This window comes from Bacillus sp. FJAT-29814 (assembly GCF_001510715.1).
Taxonomy (GTDB): domain Bacteria; phylum Bacillota; class Bacilli; order Bacillales; family Cytobacillaceae; genus Neobacillus.
The window spans coordinates 350,608-369,789 of record NZ_LMTJ01000003.1; the positions used below are offsets into that span (position 1 = coordinate 350,608).

General features: G+C 43.7%; 17 protein-coding genes. 14 read left to right on the forward strand and 3 right to left on the reverse strand.

Annotation, left to right across the window (positions count from 1 at the left end):
- Nucleotides 1–106 precede the first annotated feature (106 nt).
- Both AR334_RS30140 and AR334_RS09485 read left to right on the forward strand, forming a co-directional pair.
- Nucleotides 107–517: a hypothetical protein gene (locus AR334_RS30140; protein WP_216638019.1), complete on the forward strand. Its 411-nt coding sequence runs from the start codon at nt 107–109 to the stop codon at nt 515–517.
- 135 nt (nt 518–652) lie between these two features.
- Entirely contained in the window at nt 653–2,032 is a 1,380-nt protein-coding gene (locus tag AR334_RS09485; protein ID WP_066308710.1) for an MATE family efflux transporter, read from the forward strand.
- 64 nt (nt 2,033–2,096) lie between these two features.
- Here the strand turns inward: AR334_RS09485 and AR334_RS09490 are convergent, their stop codons facing one another.
- Nucleotides 2,097–2,294, reverse strand: a complete 198-nt coding sequence (locus AR334_RS09490; RefSeq protein ID WP_066308714.1) for a hypothetical protein — start codon at nt 2,292–2,294, stop codon at nt 2,097–2,099.
- A 329-nt stretch (nt 2,295–2,623) separates the two neighbouring features.
- Between AR334_RS09490 and AR334_RS09495 the strand changes: the two genes are divergently transcribed.
- A complete protein-coding gene (locus tag AR334_RS09495) occupies nt 2,624–3,625 on the forward strand; it encodes a hypothetical protein (RefSeq protein WP_066308717.1) in 1,002 nt (333 codons plus the stop codon).
- Nucleotides 3,626–3,657: 32 nt separating this feature from the next.
- Here AR334_RS09495 and AR334_RS09500 read toward each other — a convergent pair whose 3' ends face one another.
- Nucleotides 3,658–4,719 carry an AbrB family transcriptional regulator gene (locus AR334_RS09500; protein WP_066308720.1) on the reverse strand — a complete coding sequence of 354 codons (1,062 nt, stop codon included), beginning with the start codon at nt 4,717–4,719 and terminating at the stop codon, nt 3,658–3,660.
- Between the two features lie 138 nt (nt 4,720–4,857).
- Between AR334_RS09500 and AR334_RS09505 the strand changes: the two genes are divergently transcribed.
- Complete coding sequence (locus tag AR334_RS09505; RefSeq protein ID WP_066308730.1) at nt 4,858–5,358, forward strand: ubiquinol-cytochrome c reductase iron-sulfur subunit; 501 nt, start codon at nt 4,858–4,860, stop codon at nt 5,356–5,358.
- A gap of 284 nt (nt 5,359–5,642) precedes the next feature.
- Nucleotides 5,643–6,497: a gamma-glutamylcyclotransferase gene (locus AR334_RS09510; RefSeq protein WP_066308738.1), complete on the forward strand. Its 855-nt coding sequence runs from the start codon at nt 5,643–5,645 to the stop codon at nt 6,495–6,497.
- Between the two features lie 101 nt (nt 6,498–6,598).
- Here the strand turns inward: AR334_RS09510 and AR334_RS09515 are convergent, their stop codons facing one another.
- On the reverse strand, nt 6,599–8,266 hold the full coding sequence (locus AR334_RS09515; RefSeq protein WP_172799193.1) for a ribonuclease J: 1,668 nt from the start codon (nt 8,264–8,266) through the stop codon (nt 6,599–6,601).
- Between the two features lie 167 nt (nt 8,267–8,433).
- Here AR334_RS09515 and AR334_RS09520 point away from each other — a divergent pair, with 167 nt between their 5' ends.
- The 9 genes from AR334_RS09520 (at nt 8,434) to AR334_RS09560 (ending at nt 19,113) form a co-directional block, all read left to right on the forward strand.
- The gene (locus AR334_RS09520) at nt 8,434–10,659 is read left to right on the forward strand and encodes a PAS domain S-box protein (protein WP_066308750.1); all 2,226 of its coding nucleotides are present in this window, start codon (nt 8,434–8,436) and stop codon (nt 10,657–10,659) included.
- Entirely contained in the window at nt 10,637–11,284 is a 648-nt protein-coding gene (locus tag AR334_RS09525) for a response regulator transcription factor (RefSeq protein ID WP_066308756.1), read from the forward strand. The genes AR334_RS09520 and AR334_RS09525 overlap by 23 nt, the downstream gene beginning before the upstream one ends.
- A 295-nt stretch (nt 11,285–11,579) precedes the next feature.
- Nucleotides 11,580–12,446, forward strand: a complete 867-nt coding sequence (locus AR334_RS09530; protein ID WP_066308763.1) for an efflux RND transporter periplasmic adaptor subunit — start codon at nt 11,580–11,582, stop codon at nt 12,444–12,446.
- 11 nt (nt 12,447–12,457) lie between these two features.
- Nucleotides 12,458–13,135 carry an ABC transporter ATP-binding protein gene (locus AR334_RS09535; protein ID WP_172799204.1) on the forward strand — a complete coding sequence of 226 codons (678 nt, stop codon included), beginning with the start codon at nt 12,458–12,460 and terminating at the stop codon, nt 13,133–13,135.
- Nucleotides 13,128–14,300 carry an ABC transporter permease gene (locus AR334_RS09540; protein WP_066308773.1) on the forward strand — a complete coding sequence of 391 codons (1,173 nt, stop codon included), beginning with the start codon at nt 13,128–13,130 and terminating at the stop codon, nt 14,298–14,300. The genes AR334_RS09535 and AR334_RS09540 overlap by 8 nt, the downstream gene beginning before the upstream one ends.
- A gap of 176 nt (nt 14,301–14,476) precedes the next feature.
- Nucleotides 14,477–14,983 (forward strand): hypothetical protein, encoded by a 507-nt coding sequence (locus AR334_RS09545; protein WP_156431230.1) that lies wholly within the window; start codon nt 14,477–14,479, stop codon nt 14,981–14,983.
- Between the two features lie 174 nt (nt 14,984–15,157).
- Entirely contained in the window at nt 15,158–15,874 is a 717-nt protein-coding gene (locus AR334_RS09550) for an ABC transporter ATP-binding protein (RefSeq protein ID WP_066308777.1), read from the forward strand.
- Nucleotides 15,846–18,332 (forward strand): FtsX-like permease family protein, encoded by a 2,487-nt coding sequence (locus AR334_RS09555; protein ID WP_066308782.1) that lies wholly within the window; start codon nt 15,846–15,848, stop codon nt 18,330–18,332. The genes AR334_RS09550 and AR334_RS09555 overlap by 29 nt, the downstream gene beginning before the upstream one ends.
- Complete coding sequence (locus AR334_RS09560; protein ID WP_066308784.1) at nt 18,325–19,113, forward strand: hypothetical protein; 789 nt, start codon at nt 18,325–18,327, stop codon at nt 19,111–19,113. The genes AR334_RS09555 and AR334_RS09560 overlap by 8 nt, the downstream gene beginning before the upstream one ends.
- The last annotated feature ends 69 nt before the right edge of the window (nt 19,114–19,182 follow it).

The window sequence follows — 19,182 nt, forward strand, 5'->3', positions numbered from 1 at the left end:
TAAGGGAAATAGGTTAAGATTCATGTGCATAGGCTTCCACCCATGCCCCATTTGCCAGGGTCACATACACTATTTTGTACCAAGTTTGAGGAGGAGGAAAAGAGAGATGGATCAACAAGGAAGTTTAGGATTAGGCGGCGCTCCAATGATGGGCATGCCAGGCATGGGAATGGGCATGCCAGGCATGGGAATGGGCATGCCAGGCATGGGAATGGGCTCACCAGGCATGGGAATGGGCTCACCAGGCATGGGAATGGGCATGCCAGGCATGGGAATGGGCATGCCAGGTATGGGAATGGGCGGCTATTATCCAGGGCATGAATATGGTCACGGCGGTTTTTATCCTGGTTATGGCCACCACTATGGACACGGAGGCTATTATCCAGGCCATGGCTACCACCATGGTCACGGCGGCGGCTATTTTCCGGGCATGGGCTACCAACACGGCTACGGCGGCTCCTTTCCGGGGCAAGGTTATCAACCCAGACCTGGAACATGCTCAGGTGGCCAAGGTTGAAAAAGATAATAAAATGAACAGGGTGTTCATGAATAAAAGCGGGAGCAATCCTGCTTTTTTAATTTGTTTGCCAAAAACGACCCGTAGTAAGATATAATACTATTTTGGATGTTATTATTTTGAGGAGCTAGCATTATGAATCAAACTTTTACACTTATGGAAAAGACGAAACAAATTTTCGTTTTGTTAATCCCTATTCTTATTACGCAGCTTGGGATGTTTTCGATGGTGTTTTTCAACACCATCATGTCGGGAAAATATAACTCCTCTGCCTTGGCCGGTGTCGCGATTGGTTCCTCGATTTGGAGTCCGATTTTCGTGGGATTAAGTGCGATTTTGCTGGCCGTTTCGCCGATTGCCGCCCAATACTTTGGCGAAAAGAAAAGCCATGAGGTCTCATCTGTCGTCAAGCATGGTGTTTTTCTTTCGGTCATTATTACATTTATCATCCTTGTTATGGGCGTTTTTCTGTTAAATCCGATACTGGATAAAATGGCCTTGCCTGCGCAGGTCCAGGAAACGGCCTTCCGATATCTGGTCGGACTTGGTTATGGAATTTTGCCACTATTTTTGTTTAACGTTTTGAGGTCATTTATCTATGCACTGGGGAAAACTCGAGTGGTGATGGTAATCATGATTTCCACGCTGCCGGTGAATTTTCTGCTGAACTATGTGTTTATCTTTGGAAAGTGGGGCTTTCCGGAGCTTGGCGGAGCCGGGGCAGGTTATGCAACCTCCATCACATATTGGATCGTTTTGGCTTTGACGATTGTTATTGTCAAAACACAGGTGCCGTTCTCAACCTTTCCTGTATTCGCAAATATGACGCAAATATCCTGGCAGAAGTGCAAGGAGATCCTCAAAATTGGCGTGCCGATGGGACTTTCTAGTTTCTTTGAGACCAGCATGTTTGCCTGTGTGACGATTTTGATTAGCAAGTTTAACGTGACAACAGTTGCCGCGTATCAATCTGCACTAAACATCGTCTCGTTCCTATACATGGTTCCGATCAGTATTTCGATGGCACAGACCGTTTTGGTCGGTTATGAGGTTGGAGCCCGCCGCTATAAAGATGCGCATGTTTACAGCTGGCTTGGCATCGTCTTGGCCATCGTCATTGCCACTGTGACCGGACTGTTGGTGGTTGCCTTCCGTTACGATGTAGCCGGACTTTATTCAAATGAGACGGCAGTCATTAGTTTGACCGCACAATTCTTGATTTTCGCCATGTTCTTCCAAATATCCGATGCGATACAGGCGACAGCCCAGGCGGCATTAAGGGGTTACAAAGACGTCAACCTGGCCTTTATTATGACGCTAATCGCCTACTGGCTGATTTGCTTGCCAGCCGGGTATTTATTAGCTCACTTCACCGGGCTCGGGGCAAGAGGCTACTGGATTGGCCTTACAATCGGCCTGCTCGCCGCAGGCATCGCCTTATCCCTACGGCTCATCTACATCCAAAAGCGGAAATTTGTCAACGCTGGGATGAAAGAAGTAGGTAGACCTTACTAGAAAAACTATGAATCTAAAAAAGACGCCAATCTATTAACTGGCGTCTTCATTTTTAATATTAAATTTAAAAAAGCTTTTTTAATCCTAATAATTTCAACAATGGATTTTGATTTTTATCCGTAATAATTAACTCATTCATAATCAATTTTTCCTGATTATCGCTAATCCATTTTTTTAATTCGTGCTTGTCTTTGCATTGTGTATAATATGTTTCCCCACCCTTACCAAGAGCATTGACAACATACCTACAAGTGTTCCCCATAGTGCCCACCTTTATAATGTGTAATGTAACTCTATATTGCATTATAACAGGCTTTTAAAAATAGTCCATCGTTATTTTATATCATATTTCTACATTTTTTTCATGAAAACGTTTGTATTCTATTAGAATATAAAAAACGTTTAAAAAGACTGGTGGTTTATTTCGTAATTTGCTGGCAACACAGAAAATAGGAATAAATACACCTATAAATTGCCAACTTTTTTCACTTATAGGGCCAAATTGTGTTTGGATACAATAAACAGTGTAATGCCATATTTCGTGGAAGCAACCTTAAGTTATTTTTTTGAAAAAAATAGGAAAGGTTGTGGATGGTTATGGGAAAATGCAATGTATATGTAAATGAACATAAGCTGCCCAGATTAAATCAGGGGAGCGATGGCCTGCATGTAGTTTGCGGATGGATTGTTCCGCATTCTTTAGTTGGGGTTCTTCGGAATTCGCTTGCAAATTCATTTCATGAGCTTAAAGGGAAAAACCATTTTCATAATCGAAAAGGAAGAAAGCTCCTCAAGCAATTAATCATTCAAATGCTCGAGATGGGCTGTATTCCGATTACCTCTATCAATGATCAACAATTTGTTGCTTCCGCCAAATTGGGCCGTTTGCTAAACGACGCTATTAAAACACCAGTGCTACATAAACTGAATGTTGCCGTAAACGAAGAAAACACGGTCCTTTTCGCCGATATGCTGGTGAAAAAATGTCCAGAAGAGGTACAAGAATTTCTACAGCTTTCCAAAAACCCCGACAAGCAAAAATTGAAGGTTTTATTTAAAACGTTTCGTCAAAAACTTTTAAATGAGCGGACTATGTTCGCTCACCTTTTTTCCGAACGAGTGATTAATTTGGACGAATTGGTCACCACATTAAAACAGAACAAAGCCCTTCATCCTAAAAAGGCTGCTTCCCTTTCTAAAACACCAATCTTTACCCCGCTTATTTCCTCGCTTGAGACTTTTGGCAGAAAAAATGAGGTCAAGTTGCATGTCTACGGAAATGAGTCCACTCCGATGATGGACCATTTCAGAACATTTTCTGCCGGCAGCTTAACGCATGTTAAATATCGAGGGATGGTCAAAGGGGACAAAGAACCGTTAATGAAAATGTCCGAAGTGTTATCGTCATTAATGAACTCGTTGTTTTCTTACGATTACACTGGGGGCGAGGACCGCGATTTGTCGCTCATCGGCTATTTGGTCATGAAGTATTCAATGAAATACCAAATGCTGATCAATTTGATGGACATGAATAAATTCTCTGTGCATGTGAGGGAATGGCGACAAACAAACGGGGCACAAATCGTGAATTAAGTGTAAAAAAGTGTAAAACCAATTATAGGGTTTTACACTTTTTGTTTTTTGCGTCTAATAAAAAACCATCTGAGAAAAGGGGGGACAGCAAAATAAATGAAAAACAGCCGGAACAGCTGGTAGCCGGTAACCATTGATAAATCGGCATTAATCTCGTGCGCCATGATTCCCATTTGGTCCATACCGCCGGGTGCTACGCTTAAGAAACCGGTTGATGGCGTGAGCTGATCATACATGACAAGCAAATAGCTTAAACCCAATGAGCCTAAAATCATCATCATCCCGCTAATCAAAGCAAGGCTGATGATTCGTGATTTATGCTCCAATTTTTCAGGCTTTAATAATAACCCGATATATCCGCCAATCATAAATTGCGAGAGGTCCAAAATGGCAGGTGGCAAGGACGGTCCCCGTAGCCCCGCAATGGTCAATATGGCGGTGATTAGGATGGGACCAAGTAAATACGGGGTTGGTGCTTTTATTTTTTTGGCGATAAAGGCGGAACCCGTACATAGTGCCGCAAAAACAATCAGATTTGGAATCGTACCATGCAATGTGGGACCGGAAAGGATTGGTGCCTCCTGAATGATGACATCCTGATGAAAAAACGGACCGAAAATTAAAAATGGCACGAAAAAAATAATCATCATCAATCTGGCCACCTGTAGGAAGGTTACCGTCGTGATATCAATCCCTTTCATTTCCTCGGCAAACGTAATCATTTGCGAAAGCCCACCAGGTATACTGCCAGTTAGCACTGTCGGATAATCGACGCCTGTCAGTTTCGAAACCACAACGGCGATGCCTGCGCAAAATACAATCAGTGTTACCGTCATGAGCAGCATCATGGGCAGTTTGGCAATGATTTGAAATAGGGCGGCTTTTGTAAAAGAGAGCCCAATCGAATAGCCAACGATTATTAACCCGGTATCCCTGACCCAGCTTGGCCAATAAAAGGGGATCTTGGTGAATCTTGCACCAATGAAAACAGCCGCCATCGGACCGAGCAACCAGGGGATGGGCGTATGGATGCTTTGAAAAATGAGCCCTCCGGTAAGGGCGGCCAGGAGCGTTACCAAAAATCGTTTTATCATAAATTTAACCTTCAATCTTAAAAAAGAATAGTAACTTTCTTAATTGTAACATTATGAAACAATTTCCGGACCGTTACCGTCTATTTCTATATTATGGAAATGTATATTTTTATAGATAGGTAGATTGGGGTGTTTTAATTGGAGAGGAACAATGTAACGAGAAGGCAATTTTTAACGTATACACTTACTGGGGTAGGCGGGTTTATGGGGGCTGGTACACTGATGCCGATGCTGCGCTTTGCAATTGACCCCGTGCTGCAGCCAAAAACAGATGACGGTATGGTAGCTGTAACGAGGGTTGAAAAGCTGACCAGCAAGCCGCAAAAGTTAGTCTACAAGGTCCACCAACTCGATGGTTGGTACGAGGATGATTTTCCTTATACGGCCTGGATATATAAGGATAAAAATGACAAGATTGTTGCGTTGTCACCGGTGTGCCAGCACTTGGGTTGCACGGTTAGCTGGTACGACGAAGGGGACCATGCCAACAAATTCTTTTGTCAGTGCCACGGCGGGTTATATGAAAAGAACGGCAAGAACGTAAAGGGCACACCACCGTTGCGCCCGTTGGACTTATATGAGTATAAGGTGAAAAATGGAGATCTCTATTTGGGAAGAACGGTTCCGAATAAGGTGTAATCAGGAAATCGAACCTGGCGTGTATTTCGGTTCGATTTTTTTCTGTGGAAAAATGGTCCCAGTGGGCCATCTGCAGATATATTTGGATTTTCGCAGATATATTCGATTTATCGCAGATATATTGAAATTATCGCGGATATATTAGTCGGAATCGCAGATATATTCGATTTTACCGCGGATATATTTTTCAAGAGTGAAAAAAAGGCCCATTTTTACGGGAAAAAGTTAATGACAGGGGTGTCATTCGAATTATGGTATGTTTTTTTGTAAGGGAGGGACTAAAAATGGACAAAAACTACGTGTTTGTATATGGCACATTACGCAGGCATGAACGTAATCATCGGTTACTGCAGACTGCGGAGTTGGTGGCTGAGCAGGCGTGGACAAAGGGTGAACTTTTCGATACCGGACTCGGTTATCCGGCATTGAAGCTGTCGGAAACGGGCACCGTTTACGGCGAGCTCTACCAAGTTTCGGAGCAAGAGTTATCCTTGTTGGACCAGTTGGAGGGTTACAAGGACAATGCCCAGGATAATTTATATGAGCGGCCCAAACGAACCATTTATCATGATCGCGGTGAAACAGAGGCGTATGTTTACACGATCGCAAGCCATAATGAAGGCATGCTTCGGACCCTGATTCCATATGGTGATTGGCGGGTTGCTCTGTTTGAGAAGCAGCAGAGCAATGTCCTGTATTTTGCTTATGGCAGCTGTTTGGATGATGAGCGGTTTAAGCTTGCCAGTGCGGATCATTATTTTCAACAGGTTGTCGGGTGCGGTGTACTTAATGGGTACACGCTCCGTTTCACAAAATGGATGGCAGACGGTGGCCGGGCCGATATCGTGGAAGAGGGCGGTGTGGTCGAAGGAAAAGTGTATGACGTTCCTCGTGAGTGCCTGACCTATTTATACCGACGGGAAGGAGTTCGGTCAAGGCTCTACCGTCCGGCATTGGTGGATGTTTCTGTGAACGGAGAGACGTTAAAGAATGTATTGACCTTTATTGTGGTGGAAAAAGATCCGGAGACCGCCCCGCCGGACCACTATCTTGAGGAAATCGTCCGCGGCGGGACTGGATTTTTAAGTGATGCCTATATGGCAGGGTTGAAAAAGCATGTAGAAACACTGGAAAAATAATTGACAGGCACGTAGAGGTTCTACGTGCCCACTTTTGTGAAAAAACAGGTTATTGGTCATGTAGCGGCATGCGTGCCCGGTTGTGCATACCATCTTACCGCCTAAATCTCGATAATAACCGGCAAAATCATCGGTCTTCTTTTTGTGTTGGAGAACAAGAATTTTCCGACCGATTTTTTAATTTCTCGTTTAATGACATTCCATTGACGGACATCGTCATCTTGCAGGTCATTTACCGTCTTTTTAACGAGGCGATTAATTTCCCGCAGCAAATCCTCGGAATCCTTCACGTACACGAACCCGCGTGTAATCGTGTCAGGGCCTTGAATAATTCGTTGATCCCGCTTGCTTAACGTCAAAACGATCACAACCATTCCATCTTCGGAAAGCTGTTTGCGATCGCGCAGGACAATTTCACCGACATCGCCGACACTTACCCCGTCCACATACGTATCGCCAGCAGGTATGGTTCGGGTCTGCCGGGCGACCCCGTCCCGAATATCGACCACATCTCCATTGCGAATAATAAAGGTATTTCCTTTTTCTACACCGACTGATTCCGCCAGTTCCCGGTGATGGTGCAGCATCCGGTATTCGCCGTGAATCGGTATAAAGAAGGTTGGTTTTATCAAGGTGAGCATGAGCTTTAAATCTTCCTGATAGCCGTGCCCGGAAACGTGCATCCCTGTTGTGCTTCCCGAACCGTAAATCACGTGCGCACCAAGCTGAAATAAGTTGTCGATAATCTTGGATACGCCCTTTTCATTACCGGGAATAGGAGAGGCGGCCATGATTACGGTATCACCGGGATAGATGGAAGCGTCCCGGTAATTGCCGGTTGCCAGTCGAGCAAGGGCGGCATTTGGTTCCCCTTGGCTGCCGGTGCACAGGATGGCCACCTTTTCAGGAGCAAAACTTTCGATTTCGCCCGCCTCAATCAACATCCCCTCCGGAACGAGCAAATAGCCCCGCTCGATCGCCACATCGACCACATTCACCATGCTTCGGCCAAGCAGCGCCAGTTTTCGGTCAGTCCGAATGCATGCTTCGACAACCTGCTGGACACGATTGACGTTTGAGGCAAAGGTTGATACGAAAATTTTTCCATCCGCTTTCATAAACGCTTCATAAAGATGATCGCCCACCATTTGCTCTGATGGGGTCAACCCTTTGCGCTCGGCATTCGTGCTCTCCGACACTAACGCTAGCACACCTTCCTGACCGATCTTCGCCATTTTATGAATATCGGAATACTGGTTATTTTCCGGAGTTAAATCAAATTTGAAGTCGCCGGTATGGACCACTCTTCCTTCAGGTGTGTCAAACACAATCCCAAGACAATCCGGAATACTATGGCTGACCCTGAAAAACGAAACTTTAATTTCTCCAAACTCCAGTTCGGAATTGGAATCAATTGTGACGAGTTTTGTATCGCGAGCTAATCGATGTTCATCTAGCTTCAATTCAATCAACCCAAGGGTAAACCGGGTTGCATAAATAGGGACATTAATTTTTTTCAAAAAATAAGGGACCCCGCCAATATGGTCCTCGTGGCCGTGTGTCACAATCATCGCCCGGATTTTCTCACGATTCTCCTCCAAATAGGTCATATCTGGGATAATTAAATCAATGCCAAGCAAACTTTCATCCGGAAACATTCCGCCGCAGTCGACAATCACAATGTTGTCATCATGTTCGATGCAATACATGTTTTTCCCGATTTCGTTAATACCGCCTAAAGCAAAAATGGATAATGTTTTCACTTTCATTGCCTCCAATTCAAATCGGATGTTCTTAATATTCCCGGAAAATGTTGTATCTATGAACCCAGAATTAATTGCGGAACAACACCATTATTTTGCGTGTTTTCTATAATTTCCCACCTTATAATGAATATAAGGATATTTACGGAAAAATATATAAGAGGAGGAAGATTATGAAGGAATACCAATCCCGAAATCCAATCGATGATCCGCTTGATAATGATTTAATAAAGTACAAAATTGTCGCCGATCATACATCAGATGTCATTGTACTGGTCGATAGCAGGGCAATTGTCCGGTATGTATCTCCGTCCATCGAGACCACAACAGGATATACCGTTGAACAATACGAAGGCATAGATGCGTTCGACATTATCCATCCTGAAGACCGTGACCATGTCCGTACTATGCATAATCAGGCTGTTCAAACCAAAACGTCCGTTACAATTATGGAATATCGCATCATTCATGCACAAGGCCGGACGATTTATTTTGAAGGAAAAGTTAAGCCGGTATTGGACAGTTTCGGCAATGTTAAATATGTGGTTGCCGTGGTTAGGGATATTACAGAGCGGAAAAAAACTGAACAGCTTTTGGAACGTATTTTGGAAAATGTCAATTCTGCGGTTTGGTCTACAGATAATAATTTCAGATACTTTAATTATTGTTCCAAAAGCATTGAAAAAATTTCCGGCATCCCCCGGAAAGAAATCATGTTTAATCCTATTCGCTTACACGATCATATTCACCCGGAGGATAATGAAATGCTTAGGGGTGAAGTAAAAAACAAACTGAATAAAGGAATCCCAATGACCAAGGTAGTCCGATATATTCATGTTGAAAATGAAACGAAATGGGTCAGGATCATTGTTCATCCAATAATGAACAATAAAGGTGTGGTTGAGCGCTGGGATGGAATGAATATGGATATCACCGAGTTGAAAAAATCGGAGCAGGCATTAGAAGAAAGTGAACAAAGATATAAGTCTTTATTCGAGAATAACTTGGATGGTGTTTTTTCGATAGATTTAAAGGGGAATTTTGTTCATGCCAACCAGTCGTTCGAAAAAATTACAGGGATTCAAATCGAAAAACTCACAGACCGCTGTTTTATCGGCTTGATTTATGATGAAGACCATCGCCCGGTTTATCAGGTTCTATCAGAGGTCATGCAAATGCAGGAACCGCGAGATGTCGAATGCCGAATTATCCGGCCGGAACGTGGCGAGCAAATTGTGAGTATCACGTTTGTGCCTATTTTTCAGTTTGGAAAACTGATTGGGGTTCATGGCATTGTTAAGGATATTACCGAGAAAAAGCGGGAGGAACAGGAATTAATCAAAAGTGAAGAGAGATATAAAACCCTGCAGCAGAGTATTAATCGGTTTTCCAACGACCTCGCGAATGTAATGAAGGTATCCGAACTGGAAAATAGGTTGATGGAAGAAGTGAAGCAGGTTTTACCCGTTGCAAGTGTTTCAATTGAGGAAGTGGCGGGGGAAACTCCAATTAACGAGGACAATCATGAAATATGGGCGAAAATTGCCGAGAAGGAACACCAGATTTACTTGAGGGTCAAGATTTCCCATCCGCTTTTAAAAATGGAGCGGGAGTGGCTGGAAACCGCTGTTCATTATGTGACGATTCTCTATGATAATCTCCAGTTTATCGAAGATTTGATGAAACGCCTCGAGTATATGGTTGCAAGTAATGACAGGCCGAAATGGATGTTAAGGCTGTTGTTTAGGCTTTCGGAAAAAGAGCGGGCATCGCTGTCTAGCGACCTGCACGATTCCGTTCTGCAGGATTTGATTATTTGGTATCGAAAGCTTGAATCGTTGCGATCCACCAGTACCTTCAACAAAGAAATAAAGGGTGAACTGATTGAAATTGAAGAGGGACTGTTGGATGCAATTCACCAAATTCGGATTACTTGCAATGAACTCCGTCCGCCGTTTCTCTTAAAACTTGGATTGGTAGAGTCATTGAAAAGTCTATTTTCTTATTCTAGAATGTTTTCAAATTACGAGATTGATTTTACCGAAGCAAACCTGAACCAGCCGCTCAATGAAGATCAAATACTCGGGCTATACCGGATTGTACAGGAGTTATTGAACAACGCCAACAAGCACTCGCAGGCTACCAGGGTCACCATTGCTTTGAAGGATCATGGCGAAACCATCCATTTTTCCTATAAGGATAATGGGGTAGGGATGGATTTGTCTCAATCCGAGGCCTCATTTAAACATATGGGTCTTGCCGGAATTCAAAACAGGGTTGTAAGCCTGGATGGGGAAGCCAAAATAAAATCTGCTCCTAAGCAAGGAGTCCAGGTCGATATTTTAATACCAACAACAATGCAAAAAGGTGATTATTATGGAAATCTTATTGGTGGATGACCACAGGTCGGTCGTCGAGGGGACAAAACTGTTGATTGAATCTGAACCCGATATGAACGTCACAATTGAAACAGACGTTTATTGTGTATCGGATTTGGTGCGTCTTAAAAATTTTGATGTGATCCTATTTGATTTATACATGCCCAATATTAACGGTGCTGATTTGGCTCGCAGGGTGCTAATGGATGTGCCGGATGCAATTATCTTGATTTATTCGGGATTCGATATTGCCCCGCATTTTAATTTGTTAATGGAATCGGGTGTGTCTGGATTTATTTCCAAAACTTCAACCAGAGAACAATTGATTCAAGCCATCCGCAGCGCGGCAAGGAAAGAGGCGGTAATCCCGATGGGGCTTCTAAAACAGCTAAGGCGCCAGGAGATTGAGGTGCATAGTGAAACTGGGGCCGAAACGACGGTCATTGGCAAAAAGGAAGAAACACTCCTCCGTGAATTGGCCAAAGGCCATAGCAATAAAGAGATTTCCAAGACATTGTTAATCAGCCAGCGCTCGTTGGAATACAGCCTAACAGAACTTTTTCTAAAATTAAATGTCAATTCGCGGGTAGAAGCCATTAAAAAAGCCAAAAACCTCGGGATATTACCGACTGAAGATTTATATTAACAGAGAAGACCTTAGCCATTGAGTTAGGGTCTTTTTTTGTGGTTTGAGAGTAATTTTTGCTTATCTGAGAGTAAATGTTGCTTATCCGAGAGTAATTGAATCCCATCCGAGAGTAAATGCCTCTAATGCGAGAGAGAACCAATTTTATCCGAGAGAAAAGCCTTCTGCTTAATGACATCCTTCAAAAATCGTGCGGGGATGCCCGCTTTTTCTGCGGTGGTTCTCAAAATGTCTGCGGTTTGTGAAGTCGGAAACCACCGTAGAATGAAATCATCGAATCAGGGAGGTAAGAGAAATGACAAATCAAAAGAAGAAGGGCAAAAAGAAGATTGTACTTTGGACGATCGGCGGGCTTATAGCTGTTGGAATAATTTCAAGTGTATTATTTACGCCGAAGGGTCCAGGTGCTTTTGAAAAAGAAACAGCACAAACCGAAAACATTATAACCTACTACAGTTTTTCAGGAGCAGTAGAAGCAAAGACCAAGAAAACGATTAACAGTGAAGAAGTCATGCAAATTAAGGAAGTAAAAGTCAAAGTGGGGGATCAAGTAAAAGACAGTGATGTCCTCCTGGTAACGAAACAAGGAAAGAAAATTAAGTCAACCTTAAACGGTGAAATTACAAAAATCCATGTAGAGAAAAATGCCGATGTGATGGCAGGTGTGCAACTAGTGGATATCGTTGACTATAACGTTTTGCAAACAAAAGTGAAGGTCGACGAATACGACTTAAAGTATATCGCTGTTGGCCAGGAAGTGAATGTTGCCATCCATGCACTTGAAAAAGAAATTAAAGGAACGGTTTCGGCCGTTTCAAAAGAAGCGGTAAACGAAAACGGGATTTCCTACTTCACGGCAACCATTGACCTTGCCAAAGACGACACGGTTAGAGTCGGCATGAGTACGGAAGCAAAAATTTTGAAACAAAACGCTTCGTCTGTCATAACCCTTTCAATGAAAGCCATTAATTTTGATAGTAAAAATAAGTCATATGTTTTGATTCCATCCGAAGAGGGAGCGCCAACGAAAAAATACATTCAAACCGGAATTAACGATGGAACAATTATCGAGGTAAAAGATGGGATTAACGCTGGTGATGAAGTAATCATCAACGATAAAGAGGATGCTGTTCCGGTCATGATGCATGGAGGTACTCAATAATGAGCAGCCATATTTTAACAATGTCACAAATTACAAAAACCTACATGATGGGTGAAGAAGAGCAAGTGGTGTTAAACAATATCAATCTGGAAGTAAATAAAGGGGATTTCGTTGCAGTTCTGGGACCATCGGGATCCGGGAAATCAACGCTGATGAATATCATTGGCTGTCTTGACTCCCCAACTAGCGGCGAATATATCCTATCGAATCAAAAGGTTGATGAGCTGGACGAATCGTCACTTGCGGTGATCCGCAACAAGGAAGTAGGCTTTATTTTTCAACAGTTCCAGCTTTTACCAAGGCTTAGCGCGATACAAAATGTGGAACTGCCGCTGGTGTATGCAAGAGTGCCGGAAAAGGAACGAAAACGGCGGGCAAGCGAAATGCTCGAAAGGGTGGGCCTTGGTGATAAATTGCAAAATCGCCCGAATCAGCTTTCAGGCGGGCAGCAGCAACGTGTTGCCATTGCCCGGGCGATGGTGACAGAGCCGACAATTTTACTGGCAGATGAACCGACGGGTGCACTCGACCAAAAAACAGGCCAGCAAATTATGGAACTGTTTCACGAACTTCATGAAGAAGGAAGAACCATCATCATGATCACGCATGATGTCGAGATTGCCAAACACGCCAGCCGAATTGTCCGGATATTGGACGGCAAGCTAAGAGAGGAGTTTGCCTATGTTTAAGGAAAATTTCAAGATGTCGTGGATGAATCTCATCCATAACAAAATGCGCTCGTTCCTGACGATGCTTGGCATTGTTATTGGTGTTGCGTCGATCATCGCCCTTATTACGATCGTAAAAGGGGCGATGGACGGAATGACAAGTGAGTTTTCGTCCTTTGGTGCCGATAAAATTACGGTGCAGGCGATCGGTACGCCGCTAAAGCAAGGCCTGATGGATAATGATATTGAAAAACTTTCTGAAATTGAGGATGTGGCCGGGGTATCTCCAACCCTTTCCGGCAAAACGACGGTGGTCTATGATGGAAAGGAGAAACCGGAAGTATCTGTTCAAGGGAAGAATGACGTTTATTTTTCCAAGACAAAGGACCTTGTGGAAACAGGAAGGGGTCTAAATATTTTAGATATTAATAGTAAAAATAAAGTGTGCCTGATTGGTGCTGATATTGCCGACGAGTTGTTTTGGGGAGAAGACCCTGTAGGTAAAAAAATGCAAATCGCGGGGGTCACCTATACAGTCATTGGAACATTGCAAAAGTCAAGCAGCTTTTCGGACTCATCCAATAATGGTGCAGTAATTATCCCATACACGACCGCCATGGGCATTCTTGGAACCGGGTTTATTAATAATGTTGATGTGTATATGAGTAATGCCAATAAATCTGAAAAAATCACCAGCGATATCGAATCTGTTTTAAACCAGGCGTTTAATTATAATAAAGATGGTTTTATGGTCATCAATATGGAGGATATGCTGTCATCCATTAATAAGGTGACTACGATGTTATCGCTGATGCTTGGCGGGATTGCCTCGATTTCCCTTGTGGTAGGGGGCATTGGTATTATGAATATGATGTTGGTCTCGGTTACGGAGAGAACGACCGAGATCGGGTTACGGAAGGCTCTTGGGGCCGAACCGAGGCGAATTCAACAGCAGTTTTTATTGGAGGCAGTGTTTTTGTCGCTCTTCGGTGGGACGATAGGATTGTTGCTAGGTGCTGGAATTGCCTATGTAGTCTGTTTTATCATCGGGGCAAGTTATACACTCGCCACCTCAACTATCCTCCTGGCGTTTGGGTTTTCTGCGGCTATCGGAATTATTTTTGGCCTTGCTCCAGCGAGAAAGGCATCCAAGCTGAATCCGATTGATGCTTTAAGAAGTGTATAGATATTTATGAAAGGGCCGGTCATCCGGTCTTTTTTTGTATGCAAATAAAGTGAATTGCAGGGCTTCCCCATTTTTTTGCGGGGGGAACTACAATATTTGCGCGTGGAAGAGTCCCTAACTGAAATATGATGATTTCATAAACACATACGTTTAAAATGCTTGAAAGGATGAAGAGAATGACTATTCTATTACTGCAGTGGGGGCTGTTCTCGTTTATGATCGGCATCGTATTGTCGCTGCCGCTAGCGGCCGTTTACTATCAAAAAGATTCGCTGGCAAGAAAAATTTTCACCAATGCCAGAAAGTTGAAATCGGCGCACCTCGACTATTTTATGCAAGCCTTTGCGGTTGGGGTCGTATTTTTGCTGGAATTTGCCACAAAGACCGAATTGCCACTATATGTCGTGATCCCTCTAATTTACGGCACCATCATGAACCCGACGATTTTCTTGATGGAAGCAACACCCTACATCCGAAGCGGCACAACACGAGTTGTTTATCAACTTCTCAAAGGGACCAGCCCTGTTTCGCTTTTGTTCGCCTGGTTTGCCATCGCCTATTTATACTTGCCTTTATTTCTAAAAATTTCACTTTTGGTTATTATCGCCATTGGTTTCATCATGTTCGGGTATCACTACTTGCAAGCTAAAAAACAAGGGAAAGATCATCAAACAGCTCTATAGCAAAAAAACGGCCTTAACACCTCGTGTTAGGGTCTTATTTTTTGCAAGCCCCCTGCAAGTTTTTGCGGGTACTGCCCCAAAACCTTGCGGCGGCCCTCTGAAACAGTGCGGTTTGCCTGGGGTAGATTCTAAGTAGAATGAGACTATCAAACTAAAAAAACGGAGGTTACAAAGATGATTACCATTCAAGATATTTCAAAGGTGTATTCATTAGAATCAGGTGAATTTTATGCATTAAAGAAAAATAATGTCCAGATCGAAAAAGGAGAATTCGTCGCGGTCATGGGGCCAAGCGGCTCAGGAAAAAGTACGCTGCTCCAGTTGATCGGCGGCCTTGATCAGCCTACCTCTGGAAGCATAACCGTGGACGGAGTGCAACTAAACAATCTGGGTGAAAAAGACATGACACTGTTCAGGCGGGCGCGTGTGGGGTTTGTTTTTCAAAACTATCAGCTGCTGCCGATGATGACCGTTGGCGAAAATATTGCGCTATCCATGGCGGCCAATAAAGCATCCAAGTCCGAAATCGATACACGGGTAAAACAACTCCTGAAAGAAGTCAATCTGGAAGGGAAAGAAACACAATTCCCATCGCAACTAAGCGGTGGACAGCAGCAACGGGTGGCCATCGCCAGAGCACTGGCAATGAAGCCGAAACTGATTTTGGCCGATGAGCCAACCGGCAACCTGGACCAGAAGAATGGAGAGGATATTTTACAGCTCCTCTCCAGATTAAACAAAGAAGAGCAAATAACGATTATCATGGTTACCCATGACCAGCAAGCTGCTGCTTCAGCAGAACGGATTATTGTGATTCGCGATGGCGAAATTACTGCAGACCGAAAAAAAGGAGTGATGAACCATGAATCAATGGTTGGTAGCATGGCGTAACTTAATGCGCAGAAAGATGCGCTCATTCTTGACGATGATGGCTATTGTCATCGGGGTGGCCTCGATCTTCGGAGTCATCGCCGCCGTAGACTCAGCCGAAAAAACATTTCCAACCTATTTAAAGCAGACCTTCGGAAAGGCAGATTTTAACCTGAACGGAAGCGATGCCTATTTTTCAGAGGATATATTTAAGGATCTTAAGGAACTGGATCAAGCCGCTGCAGTAGCGGTATTGAAAGAAAACTCCAAGCTCCACCTGGAACAAAGCGGAGTCTCAGCGATTCAAAAACGGGTTCATCTGTCCGGGTACAGCGATTTGGATACGCGGATTACCGATTTTAAAGTGATTGAGGGTAATTTGAAATCCGACGGTGCAATTATTACGGATAAAACCGCAAAAGTATGGAAAAAAGAGGTCGGTGACACGATTTCATTTGATACGGATAAGGGCGTTAAAACGATTAAAATAACCGCAATTGTCAACTATACAGTTGAACTGATGGGGCCATCCAGCTGGATGATGGCAAAGTATCACCCATGGTCAGTGGCGGTTCCATTAACAGTGGTCCAGGATTGGTATGACCTATCCGGAAAAATCGATAATGTGCAAATTAGGGCAGCCAGTGAATCTAGCTTAAAATCAGTGGAAAAACAGTTAGAAGCATACGTAAAACAATACGACGGAATTTATATGACACCGGTGGTCCTTGATTTTGAAGCTCAATTTAAAATGTTGGATTCCTTCTTCCTTGCTTTATATCTCGCCGGATTTCTCGGTATCGTGCTTAGTGCATTTATTATCTTCAATTCTCTATATGTGAGCATTAAAGAACGAAAGAACGAGTTTGCGGTATTGAAAACGATTGGCTATACACCATCACAGATTCAAACCATGGTATTTTTTGAAGTGCTGCTGCTATCAGTCATCGGGACCGTTGCCGGCTTGGTATTGGGTTATGGCTTAGGGATCGGCTTGAAAGCACTCATCTTCCTGATCAGCAGTGTTCACAGTGAAGGTAGCATGGTGTTGGGTAAAGGTTTGATGATCTCCGTCCTTGCCGGTATCCTTGTACCTTTGGCAGCGTCTTATTATCCGATTCGTCAAGCTGGAAAAATTAGTGTTATCGAAGTGTTAAAAGAGAACCGGGCAGCGGCGTTTAAACCGAATAAGTGGCTGGCTGGTCTTGGAATTTTGCTTATTTTGTCCGGATTCTTTATCAAACATTTGCTGCTGATTGTTCCATTAATGGCCGGCATCGCATTACTGTTTCCATATCTATTCAAAGCGTTCGATTTCTTTTTAAAAGGAATCTACCGTCTGGTGTTTGGAATGCCTGGTGAACTGGCCAGCCGCAATCTCAATCGGAACCTGGGCCGGACTTCGATGACTTCGGTGATTCTTTGTCTGGGGATTGCGATGATCGTATTGATGAGTTCGTTGAATTCGGCACTGCTGCAGACATATGAAAAAGTAATTTATTCCTCCTACGGCGGAAACTTAGATATCATGCTTCACCATATTGAAAAAGACGATTTGGAAAATTTGAAAAAGGTGGAAGGGGTGGCTGATGCGACTACCTACTCCATGCAGGCAATCATTTGGTCCGATGGGGATAAAAAGCGGAAACTGCCTGTCTATGGTGTTGGCGAAGAGTGGATTGACCGCTTCCCGCTGTTTACCACAACAGATAAAACACCTGGGGATGTAATCGGTGACCTGGCAGCAAATGAAATTGTAATGGACAGAATTTCCTATAAGATTTGGGGAGGGAAAATCGGAGAATCGGTTACCCTGGATACCCAAAAGGGCCCGCAAGCATTTAAAGTGGCAGCCGTTGTCGATACGATGAAAAACAGCGGTTACGGCGCTTTTATGAAAACAGACAGCTTTAAGGATAGCTTTGGAATCAATTATGAACGAAACGCGCTTGTGCTTAAAGATGAAACAACCAGCCCGCTGCAATTGAGGGAAAATATTTTCGCCCTTTTCGGTGAAAGAATTGAAGACATGTTCGGTCCTGAAGATTGGGTGTCCGTGATAAGTGCTTCGTATACAGGATCGTTTTCGATTATCAATGCCCTAGTCGTATTGGCCATCATTGTTTCCGGTATTGGCATCACCAACACGCTGCTGATCAGCATTTTGGAGCGGATCCGTGAAATTGGGATGATGCGTGCTGTTGGCGTGACAAGCGGGCAAATCATCGGGATGATTTTATTGGAAGGGTTTGGAATCGGGCTGGCAGCTACGGTCATTGGTTCCTTGTTTGGGGTGCTGCTAATCTTTCTGTCTTCAACCTTTGTAGAAATTAACTCGCTCACCTTTGAATTCGGTGTAACCTGGTGGATTATCCTTGTCATTTTCTTGTTTGGGATTCTGGTCAGTTTGATATCCAGCTTCGCACCCGCATCAAGAGCGGCTAAAACTCAGTTAAGTGAGGCGTTACGGTATGAGTAAATGGATGTTCCTATTCATATTGCCATTCGTTCTATTGTTGTCCGCATGCAGCGGTGGAACGGATGAATCTTGGGAAAACGAGGAGGTCACGGAGGCGAGCACACGCCTCCTGGCTGATGATGTGGTGGTTCTTTGGAAGGTTGATGGTTCTACAATCAAACTGAAAATTGTTCAAGACGATGGAAAGCCAATAGAAAAATTCGACATTAACCATGAAAAGCTGCTTCATTTGATTATTGTCAGCAAGGATCTGTCGTATTTCAATCATATTCATCCCGAGTATAAAGGAGCGGGGTTGTTTGAGATTACTAACGACTTTCCTTCTGGAGGCGAGTACAAACTAATTGCCGATTTCAAACCAGCGGATGGCGGGGCAATGACGAAAATGGAATGGGTAAAGGTAAAAGGGAAACAATCGGAAACGGTTCCTTTAGTGGTCGATGAAACTTTGGAAAAAACGATGGATGGAAAAAAGGTAACTTTAAAAACGGAGGCACTTGGGGCGAGCAAAGAGCTGACCCTTAAATTTACCCTTTTGGATGCTATTTCAGGGCAGCCAATTACCGATTTGGAGCCTTACCTCGGGTCGATCGGGCATGTAGTGGTAATGTCAGAAGACGGTGAGCGTTACTTGCACGTGCATGCTGTTGACGGTCAAGGAAGCGGACCAGAGGCATTGTTCGAAACAAATTTTCCGAAAAGTGGGGTTTATAAGATTTGGGCCCAGTTTCAGAGGGATGGCGAAGTATTTACGGTGTCATATGTCGTGAAAGTCTCCTAATCCGGTAAAGGAAGTAGTCGGTGGTAACATTGAGGGGGTCTTACGTGCCCGAAAAGTGTTTGGAAGCCA